The following is a 9,919-nucleotide window of genomic DNA, read 5'->3' on the forward strand; positions in this document are numbered from 1 at the left end:
TAAATCAGTCAACGAACCGACAAAAAGGGGACATCTCAAACCGCGAAAAAGAGGACTTCTCAGACCGGCATTGACATCATACCGTCGACGCCCGCTGCGCCTTTGTTGCGTCTGACCTGTTTCAGCGCGCGTACCAGGTTTTCCTTGTCCAGTACCTGCGCCATCAGTGATGGTTCGATGATTGGCAGTTGGATCGGAGTGTCGGCAACATGGGCTTCACCCATCGCCGATGGCGATGCCTCGTCCGAGGGTCGGTCAGGTGCCATGTCCATGTTCTTATCCTCTATCCATGCCGGTGATGTTCGGGCCTTCGGTAACAAGAGCCGTACCTACTATGCCCTCTGCTGACTTCTGCACTGCGATCACGCTGAATTGCTTCCGCGTCAGTTGCTCCCTCAACACAGTGCAGACCTCCCAGGGTAAGACATTTAACTTTCCTCGCGCAGACGCCGGATTTATAAAACGTGAGCCGGTCGCAGATGGAAGGCTTCGTCGTCACGTGCCGACTCGCCTCACTCACGTCACACCTCATATCCGGTTCTTGTTCATCGCCCCGTGAATTCGCCTTGGGCTTCCTCCAGCCTGCCCCTCGCGAGACAAACCTTGCCCTTTGGCTAACCTTCGGCTCTGCGAACACCTGGTACGAGGACTTTCACCTCGCTAGTTAAATGCCATGCCTGGCACACACGCCGCGTTAAAGGGTCGAAAAAGCGAAGCTTTTGAGGTCCCAGTGAGCAAAGCGAACGATTTTCAACGCTTTGTTAGCCGTTCTTGATCTTAAGACCAATAAGCCACCGTAATGATATATGAATAACATAAGGTGGAAAACAAATAATACTCACCCAAACGTATTGGTACGCTATGTTGATTGATGTAAGCGAACCATAACGTATAACTAATGACACTGGTACAGCCACGACGACCGATAACAGCACTGTCATGAATCCATTTCTTATTGATTTTGATATGGAGCTTGAAAACCATATTGTAGGAATTAGAGAGACAAATGCGATGAACCATCCTGCACCAAATGGTAGAGGGAAGTAGTCAGTCCATATTGAAGTTGGTACTGTTTTTGAAAAAAGGAACTGGTACGGCAATAAAACAATTGCGGCACAAAGCATAATTAAACTGACAATGGTAGCGAGATTATTTTTCTTCACTTACTCGGCTCCATATATGGCTAACGCCCAGCTCACCCGACGAAAACCGCAAAGCGGTTTTTGGTCGGGTGAAGCGCCGTGTTAGCCGTTGTTTCAGACTTCGACATTACTCTTACCAATGTTGCACTTTTCACAAAGGATTTGTAAGTTTTCAAGCACTGTTTCTCCGCCATTAGCCCAAGGCTTGATGTGGTCTACGTGCAGTTTTGCACCATCTTGCGGGGTAGCACCACACAGCTTGCAGCGGGCACCGTCTTTCATGAGAACCATTGCCCTTAAACGCCAATTGATGTTACGGGGTGTTCTTTTTGTTGTTTGATTTGAGTTTTGTTCTGGCAGTTCCGGCATTTCACCTTCATTAACCCAGTTAACAAACGCTTCTAGTGCTTTCCGCCAGCCACCGAACCTTTTTTCGTAAGTGCCTGAGGAGTATTTTGAATTATCTTTAGTTAGGTCATTATATTTTGGTTGGCGACCCAGCCTTGTCCATGTATCAACTAGATTTTCAAACAACTCCTCGTTTGAAATATTCAATGTTCTTGTTTTTTTAAGGCCAGCTTTTTCCAGTGCCTTGAACCATGAGCCAAAACGACGATTAAAGGTTGTGTTATGAAAGCGCCCTTTATCATTGTATTGGTCTATGGTGACTTTATCCTGACCGAGTTCTTTGGCAACACGAACTAAATCATCGATTAGTTCCTGATCAGGGATGTTTCGGTGATGTGATTCAAGTTGAAGCTTCATGGTTTCCTTTTGACGGCTAACGCCGTTATAAATTGCCGAAAGAAGCGTAGCGTATTGAGGTCAATTTCATGATTTTGTTATGTGAAATCACTACGCACTAATTTCAATACCGAATGTTCTACTGTAATATTCATATTCATCCATTTGTAGTTTCGTCACGTATTCCAACAATTCATCATTAACACCCAATGCATAAAACAAGCTTGGTCTTGGAATAATTTTTTGTTCTTTTTCAAATGGCTTTGCTTTATCATCAACTAAAAATAAGACATCGCCTCCTGGTGCTATTGGATGATGATTTTTATCTGGATGAAATGGTGTTACATCAACAAGCAGAAGTGTATCTGGGTTATGCCAAACTGCATGATGCGTAGCTACTAAATAGTCACCATATGCTGGCGATATTTTATGAAAAAAATACCATCCATACCGTATAGAACCTCCTTTAAGCTCACTAATCTTTTTAGCATTTTCAATACACATGCTGTGAAGCGCTGAGGGAACGGGCCTATAAATTGCTAAACCTAGTTGTTGCTGACTGATACTAGTAGCAAATCTTTTGATTCCTTCGTTTAGTTCATGTTCAGTCATTGCTACGGGTCCCATGTTTCACATAACGCTGCGTTAAAGGGCCGAGCGTAGCAAGGTCCCAGTGAGCAAAGCGAACGGTTTTGAACGCTTTGTTATGCATCATCGGTGACTCTTAACCTGCTCATAAGCCTCGAACATTTCCCTTGCCCATCCAGCACCACCTGTAGAGTGCTGAAGTGATTGGTGGAATTCCTGGAACCCCTCTAGGCCTAACCGCTCCATTAGCACGATATCGAGCACTTCATCCAAAGCGATACCAGTATCGATAGGGCCCTGCAATGTGCTGTAATCGCTTAGGCGGAGCGCCGCCCCACCATGTTTTTTAACGTAACCATCAAGTTCACGAAGAGTTTCAACATTCATCTTCGATATCTTCTCTTTCAACCAGACAGATTCACTATCGAAGTTAGCAATTTCGTACCCTCGCCTTTCCGCTATACGTTTCGTTAAGGACACCAGCCTTTGATTGGCGTTGCAGTACGCGAAGATTGCAGCACTGTTTGCGGGAACTGCAGGAACCTTTGCGAATTTTTCTCGCGCTATGAATTCCGGCAAAGGTAGCTTTTCCCAGAAGTATACAATTGCTGCTACTCCACCAAGAAGCGTAGCAATGAGAGCAACTGTCTCGATCATCGTCGGTCAGATTTTTCCAATTTATGCATAACGCCTCGCTTTGGGGCCGAAGCTGCGTAGCAGCGAAGGTCCCAGCCACACGAAGTGTGGCGACAACAGCGTTTTGTTATGTTTATTTTTCTATAGCTAAAAATTCCGAATCAGAAATAAAAAGTGTAAGCTTAATATTTCTATCCGCTATTTTTCTATCACCCATTGTTGGTGGCGTACAGTCTACCCAAGAAATTTCCGTGACTCCTTTTTCTATAGCATAATTCTCACCTGCTTTTTTAAGATCAATAATGGAGTCCGATTCCATCATTTTTTGAGAATCTTTTCTACTTATGGATTCATCAGCAACGGTAATGATCTTCAGCAATTTCATTTAGTTAACTCCGTAAACATAACGCCCGTAACACTTGACCAAAAAAGCGCAGCTTTTTGGGGTCAAGTGCTTACGTTTGTTAAAGCTTTTTGAATGACACCATAAAATCATGAAACCATCTAAAATGGCCATAAATTTAAAACGTTCCATAATTTCCATATACTTTTCAATGCAAAAATAAACCCATTTGGGCGAGCAAGTGAATAGATACCAATCGCTGCAAATACAAGTAGCGCAGCGTATTTTGGAAATAAACTGTCTTGTAGCTCCACAACTTGTCCAAGTATGAAATAGATCGCGTATGACAACGGCACAGAAAATATAAGTGACGAAGCTATTCCCTTGATTCGATACTTTATCGTTACATCCATGCTTGTCATCCTACACCCGCTTTAACGCTCAATTAAGGGGCCGAAAAAGCAAAGCTTTTGAGGTCCCAGCCCGCTTGCGGGCAAACTTTAATTTTTTGTTAGGATTTTTTGGTTAACTTGATAGCGGCCATCCATACTACGGCTAATAGTGTTATAAATATCCACGAATATGTTAAAAACTCTAAGTTCACATCATATTTGAAAGGGGTGTCTTTATTTAGCAGGTCACTTTTCCCAACAATACTAAGTATCTTACCAACTATTTCAATATCTTCAGCTTTCACATACGGCCTTTCGCAAGATATATAAGAAACCTCATCATACCGACAGGTAATATGGTACCCAGCCTGGTAATTATAATCGAGCTTTGGTATTTTTATTTGGCAAGGCATATAAACTAAGGTGCCGACCATTAATAATGTATATAACAGTGCTATCTTTTTCATAGGAGATCCGAATCCTAACAGCCTGTTAGGCTCAAGCAAATTAAACACCAATTATTTATTCTGCTCTGATATTAAATCAGTTTTTCCAATACTCCAGAGCTCTATCTCTTTAGGAAACCATGGTTGAGACTGCCAAATAGTTGTGAGTTTTATCTTACTCAAGCCTTTAGACTCAATCGGGAATATCTTAAATGTAGCTATTCTCATTGGTTTACCCTGGAAGAAATCAAACGCTAACACATCAAGCGCATCATTCGTAACAGCCCCTTCAAGTAAGACAAACTCCAGCGGGATAGCCTTCTGCTGCGGCCCTGAACTAATTGTACCTTGGACACTTCGATCTCTTACCAAGAGATCGAGAGTTACATAAATGCTGCCCTCATGACTGTAGCCCACATCACCCTCATTTGACCATTTACCTGTCCAGTCTTGATCAGTTTGATACCAAGTTATGATTTTTTTATAGAGACGGGAGACGTCTGCCGGAAGCCTTTCGGCATTGGATAATGCCGTTACACCGTTAAGGAGTACCCAGCTAATTATGACTGCCCCGCCAGCTATCCATGGCCATGTTTTCTTGTACCAAAGTCTATCAGTAATTTCGGATTTTGTAGTTGGCGAACATCTCACTTGATTATTTTTACGCTTCCTTGCCAAGCCTAAACCTCCATTTAATTCATAACGCTAACAAAAGGGGCTGGCGAACGCGTCAGCGTTTGACGGCCCCAGCAGCCGAAGGCTGTACATTCTTGTTTTTGTTAGGATTTTTCATTTCAAACCCGCCAGATAAACAAATTCCTGTACTACTACTCTTATTTGCGGATTTACTTTATCAATATCATGTCTTACTGCATTAAACCTTCGACTATGTGCCGACTTGTCTCCTATATCTTTTAAATTCGGTAATGCTTGCCTTGCATTTCGACTCAGATTCCATGATGGTTCTGAAAGTGTTTTTGATATTAAGTCAGACAAATAATAGAAATCACCAGAACTATTTTTAATGCTATTTGCGATATTGTGATTTTCAAATGCCTCAATAATAAGAGTTTCTATTAGTCGCCTTATCATTACCGCACAAGAGTCGTACCAACCATTTGAGTATGTGCCATTTATCTGGTGAGTTATTCTTTCAATATAGCCACGTGTGCCTCTTACTAGAGCAAATGGTATTACAGGCTGCCCGATAGCATCCAATCCTCCTTCTGGTGGCAGAAGAGTATCTTCGCAATCTTTCTCTATGGCAGTTATAAAGCCCTTTATGCTGTCAGATGAGAACATAAGTTATTTGTTGAAGTCCTTTAAGTGTTTTGCCATGCTTTCAAAGATTTTATCGATCTGCTCTGCTGAAGACTCTGGAGATATGTGTAGCTGAATATTTATATGAAGTTCCGGAGCATTTCCTAGGACAGTTGTTGTAACTGGTGGTGCTGCTGGTGCTGCCGCTGACGGAAGCGTTGTTTGAGCCGAAGTTAATGAGTCGTCAGTTTCTGATTTTGCCGCGAGCGTAGTCTTTGCGTTCGATTTTGGTTTTGTAGGTGCAGCCTTTTTAGGCTTTGCTTCTTGTTTAGTATTTACGTTTTCAGCCTCCTTCAGATCGGCTTTAAGCAGAAGAAGGTAGAATTTTCCGTACATCCTTGCTGCAGGCTCTCCACACCGAGCATGTCTCATGAACCAATTTGTTAACTGTTGCATGTCAGCATCAGGAGAATGAAATAAGTCCATTATCTCTTGAGGATAATTATTCTCGATAAGAGTCTTACATACATCAGCGTATTTGTGGTCATCACGCCAATCATATGCTAGATCCGTTGGCTTCCCATCATCATCGATAATTCCAATCTTCTTGAAAGGCCCAACTAGATTCGATCTGGCGGATGCTTCTCCCATAGATAAGGCGGTAGCAAGGTAAGTAGGGGTTACTACAGCCGGCACTTTCCTTTTGAAAAGCTCTCTAAGCTTCCACCAATTCCCATCAGCTATTTTAGGGAAAGATACATCTCCATTTGCCATTCGGTTACTCCTTAACTTGATATTATTTTTTCCTAACAGTCCAATTATATGCTTGACTAAGAATTTCGAATTCTTTCATTTGTTTTCCGGATATTATCTTTGGCTTTCTTACGTACTGATTCCAAGTCTTTAATTAGCTCATCAATAGCGTAATCTACTTCATCATCATTAGCTAATTGCGCAGAGATCGAGATTAATCCGTCTCTGATAGTTGAATGACTTTTAACTACGATGTCGACCATCTGATTTCCTGGCACATCGCCCTTCTTCCAGCCGTCAAGTATTCCAGCAACTCCAAATGTACCTTTCATGTCATGTACCTCGATTGCATATAACGATTAAGCTAAGGGGCCGGCTTTGCCGGTCCCAGGAACGAAGTGAGCGATTTCAGCGCCTTGTTAGGCGCTTTCAGAAGAGGGCGCTTTGCTCGTTCTTGAAGAACTCTATTTTCTCTTTGATATTTAATTTTTTGTCAGCTTGCTGGTAGGCAGCCTCACTCATGTGAGAGACAAGCTTCTCCAGATCGGAGACTTCCTTCACTTTTAAAAACTCTTTTGCTTTGTTTATATAAACTAAGGAGATCTTCTTTCTTTTTAATAACTCTATGGCGTTGCTAAGCGTACCTGTGCTTTTTGTATCCCAGACCATTAGGCCATAGTCGCAATCTTTGGCCATTTCAATATCTTTGGCTGTGAAGAAGGCTCTGGTTCCGGGGCTGATATTGGTATGAATTTTTTTTGTCATCCAGTGGCCGATGTTGTTCCTCGGCTTTTCGCCGGAGCAGTAGACTACAACCGCCTTGGTTTGTTTGGAATCTAAGTAAGCTTGGATTGAGCTATCCACACCATCGGCATCGCCAAGAATAATTTCATAATTCGATTCGATTATATTATTTATTCTTTCTAGAACGTCGGGGTCTAGATTTTTGATTTTCATTGAGCCGGATATGAAAACTTTTTGCATTATCTCTTCCTCGTTACTGTTGCAACGTAAACATCTCTAATTTTAGTATAGCTTTTGAGTACGTTGGTAGCCGCTTCAAGAGATGATCCGGTGTCGAATAGGTCGTCGATGATTAGGACATCATGCTTCCCAAGTGGAAGTACATCATAGACGGTAAATGCCCCCATGAGGGTTGATATTTTCTCATCTCTGGTTTCAATGTCTTTCATAGCAGGTGTCGAATTTGTTTTTACCAGTAAATTTTCATAGCAAGGAATACTCATCAATCTAGCTAGTTCTTTAGCAATCTCTGTTACTGGCTGGCGTGGCCTGACCTTAGATGCAGGCATAGGCACTATTAGGGCGCACGATGAAAATACCGATCCAAGAGACTGGTATAGTTGATTAGCGATAATTGCTATCTGAGAGTAATCTGAACGATATTTGAGCTGAAAGAGTGCTTCGCCAACTTCTGGTCTAATCGTGTCAAATTGCATATAACCGTATTCATTGTAGCCAATTGGGGTGCTGCTCGTGGTATGTTTATCAAGAGAGTACCCGCGCATCCATACACCTGATATTTCTTTAACATTTACATCCATATATGTGTCCTCTCTTGGATTAATGTTGGGCGCCTAAAGTTCAGGTTAAGAGGCTGACTTTAGCCCGTCCCAGAGAGCGCAGCGAACGGTTTGAATCGTTTGCTAGGCCCAACCCCAACCATCGGTATATCTTTCCCTTACCATTGAATATCCAGACGCACAAAGCGCATCTCGAGCAGCTTCGCCAGCTTGCTTTAATAAAGCTGGCGAAGGGTTTTCTACTGGCGTAGCTAATAAAGAGTGGTTTTCCGTCAGGTTAACGTTTAGCGGACATATCGAGTTAAATGCACTTACAGCCAAATCTCTATCTTCTTCGTTAAAGCAAGAGACTTCAAAATACACATCTCTATTGTCGTCATATACATATAGTGTAAGATCATGGGCGTGAGGGTTTAGCCGTGCTGTACTTGCTAACGCAAGCTTAATAGAAACTAGAGATTCAATATCCCGATAGTATTCATGATCATCTGGATTCCATCCGTATTTTAGGGCCAAATCAGCAGCAGCCGATATGCTTAGGCATGCCATAAAACCAGTTTCCACAGCGTTACTGTCACGAACTAAACTATCAGTAACAATTCCAATTGCTTTACCTTCATGGTTGATAATTGGGCCTCCGCTGAATCCACCTCTAGCTGTCGCAGAGACCACATAACTGAGATAACCACTTTCCCTTATAGTGATTAGAGCACTAACTGTGGCATCTACAGCCACTTGGAATGGATGAATTGTCAGTGGGATGGGCGGGTAACCGATGCATAATACATTAGATAGAAGTGCCAAATCTTCAGACTGATGCATATCATGCACTGAACTCAGCTCAATAGACGGAAGCCCTTCATACTCTTGAACTCTGAACACCGCCACATCGTCAGCTTCGTATTCAGAAAGGACAGGACTAAAATCTACTTTTAGAATTCGAGGTCGTTCATCTTCAGATAATGGCGCTGGGTGATATTCGGTAGATTTGCTATGTGGTTGGGTGATCCCAACTTCAATAATCTGATTTTTGTCAACAACATGCTTAGCTGTAACAAAATACCCTTGGCCAATGTGAAATGCAGTGCCAATAGACTCAGTGCCGTCACTTGTTTCGACCGTTACATAGGCGACGCTACGTCTACATTGATGATAAATACTCTGCAATTTCATTCCTCACATAGGCCTAACGCTCGTAACACTTGACCGAAAAAGCGCAGCTTTTTGGGGTCAAGTGCTTACGCTTGTTATAATTTCATTGATTCAACGTCGCTGCATATATTGTGGCAGCAGCACTTACAAAAACAGCAAAACCACTCACAACTATAGCAATCACTGCCTTAACATTAGCGTTCCTCGCTAATTTATTAGCCTCTTCTTGTAGTGATACCTTATATTTTTCAAGCTCTTCTATTTCAATTTCCTGTAGAGTCTTATAATAAAAATCCTGTGCTAAAGGATTATATTTAGGTATCTCTTTGAGAAGAGCCTCCTTCCCCATTGTATTGAGCTTTTCCCGTACTTCATAAGGGCTAAATGTCGCACCCATATTCAATCTCCCTGGACGTAAAATAGCCCATTTATAACTATTTAGCTATTTTATCGATTTCAGTGGTACCAATAATGTACGACTTGAATGTTTCGATATTAATGCCCTGCGTTCCAAAACGAAGAAGGTTTCGTTCAACAGAGTAGTAACCCTCAAAAATTTCTCCTTCGTAGTTTGCCACACAGCTTCTAATAATGAGCCCTAATTGTGAATTTATATTTCCACTTTCTATCGCGTGGCCTTGCTCTACCTGATAAATTAAATCTCTAATATAATTTGTGCATTTTTCTATAGCCCTACCGACAAGAAATTTATTAGCTCCGAACTCTATTTCCCAGCCATACCGCCCATTTTCTATTCTTTCTGCGTGCTTTGGCGCGGAAACCCACCGACCGGTTGGATGATCCCACATTGCATATTTTGAAACAAAGAACTGGGCAATACTTACTAACATTTCGGAAAGTAATGTCATGAAACAATATACTGGCATTCGGGTTGCCTGAAAAATGATCGGACCAGGTT

The 9,919-nt window shown here is 42.2% G+C and carries 15 protein-coding genes; all 15 read right to left on the reverse strand.

The window, feature by feature from the left end:
* Nucleotides 1-59: 59 nt before the first annotated feature.
* Complete coding sequence (locus KQ940_RS22235) at nucleotides 60-272, reverse strand: hypothetical protein (protein WP_217416842.1); 213 nt, start codon at nucleotides 270-272, stop codon at nucleotides 60-62.
* Nucleotides 273-1,256: 984 nt separating this feature from the next.
* Complete coding sequence (locus KQ940_RS22240) at nucleotides 1,257-1,907, reverse strand: homing endonuclease associated repeat-containing protein (protein WP_217416843.1); 651 nt, start codon at nucleotides 1,905-1,907, stop codon at nucleotides 1,257-1,259.
* A gap of 90 nt (nucleotides 1,908-1,997) precedes the next feature.
* The gene (locus KQ940_RS22245) at nucleotides 1,998-2,498 is read right to left on the reverse strand and encodes a hypothetical protein (RefSeq protein ID WP_217416844.1); all 501 of its coding nucleotides are present in this window, start codon (nucleotides 2,496-2,498) and stop codon (nucleotides 1,998-2,000) included.
* Nucleotides 2,499-2,597: 99 nt separating this feature from the next.
* A complete protein-coding gene (locus KQ940_RS22250) occupies nucleotides 2,598-3,131 on the reverse strand; it encodes a hypothetical protein (protein WP_217416845.1) in 534 nt (177 codons plus the stop codon).
* Between the two features lie 112 nt (nucleotides 3,132-3,243).
* On the reverse strand, nucleotides 3,244-3,495 hold the full coding sequence (locus tag KQ940_RS22255) for a hypothetical protein (RefSeq protein WP_217416846.1): 252 nt from the start codon (nucleotides 3,493-3,495) through the stop codon (nucleotides 3,244-3,246).
* A 119-nt stretch (nucleotides 3,496-3,614) separates the two neighbouring features.
* Complete coding sequence (locus KQ940_RS22260) at nucleotides 3,615-3,866, reverse strand: hypothetical protein (RefSeq protein WP_217416847.1); 252 nt, start codon at nucleotides 3,864-3,866, stop codon at nucleotides 3,615-3,617.
* A gap of 497 nt (nucleotides 3,867-4,363) precedes the next feature.
* Nucleotides 4,364-4,969 carry a hypothetical protein gene (locus KQ940_RS22265; protein WP_217416848.1) on the reverse strand — a complete coding sequence of 202 codons (606 nt, stop codon included), beginning with the start codon at nucleotides 4,967-4,969 and terminating at the stop codon, nucleotides 4,364-4,366.
* Nucleotides 4,970-5,080: 111 nt separating this feature from the next.
* Nucleotides 5,081-5,593, reverse strand: coding sequence for a hypothetical protein (locus tag KQ940_RS22270; RefSeq protein ID WP_217416849.1), 513 nt, complete (start codon nucleotides 5,591-5,593; stop codon nucleotides 5,081-5,083).
* Between the two features lie 3 nt (nucleotides 5,594-5,596).
* Nucleotides 5,597-6,325, reverse strand: a complete 729-nt coding sequence (locus KQ940_RS22275; protein WP_217416850.1) for a DUF5343 domain-containing protein — start codon at nucleotides 6,323-6,325, stop codon at nucleotides 5,597-5,599.
* A 56-nt stretch (nucleotides 6,326-6,381) separates the two neighbouring features.
* Entirely contained in the window at nucleotides 6,382-6,636 is a 255-nt protein-coding gene (locus KQ940_RS22280) for a hypothetical protein (RefSeq protein ID WP_217416851.1), read from the reverse strand.
* Nucleotides 6,637-6,733: 97 nt separating this feature from the next.
* Complete coding sequence (locus tag KQ940_RS22285; protein ID WP_217416852.1) at nucleotides 6,734-7,288, reverse strand: hypothetical protein; 555 nt, start codon at nucleotides 7,286-7,288, stop codon at nucleotides 6,734-6,736.
* Nucleotides 7,288-7,869: a ComF family protein gene (locus KQ940_RS22290; RefSeq protein WP_217416853.1), complete on the reverse strand. Its 582-nt coding sequence runs from the start codon at nucleotides 7,867-7,869 to the stop codon at nucleotides 7,288-7,290. Before KQ940_RS22290 ends, KQ940_RS22285 begins: the two co-directional genes overlap by 1 nt.
* Before the next feature lie 102 nt (nucleotides 7,870-7,971).
* Nucleotides 7,972-9,021, reverse strand: a complete 1,050-nt coding sequence (locus KQ940_RS22295) for a S1 family peptidase (RefSeq protein WP_217416854.1) — start codon at nucleotides 9,019-9,021, stop codon at nucleotides 7,972-7,974.
* An 82-nt stretch (nucleotides 9,022-9,103) separates the two neighbouring features.
* On the reverse strand, nucleotides 9,104-9,397 hold the full coding sequence (locus KQ940_RS22300; protein WP_217416855.1) for a hypothetical protein: 294 nt from the start codon (nucleotides 9,395-9,397) through the stop codon (nucleotides 9,104-9,106).
* Nucleotides 9,398-9,434: 37 nt separating this feature from the next.
* Nucleotides 9,435-9,919 (reverse strand): hypothetical protein (locus KQ940_RS22305; protein ID WP_217416856.1); only part of this gene is annotated, 485 nt, incomplete at its 5' end.

Source organism: Marinobacterium ramblicola (assembly GCF_019084545.1).
Lineage (GTDB): Bacteria > Pseudomonadota > Gammaproteobacteria > Pseudomonadales > Balneatricaceae > Marinobacterium_D > Marinobacterium_D ramblicola.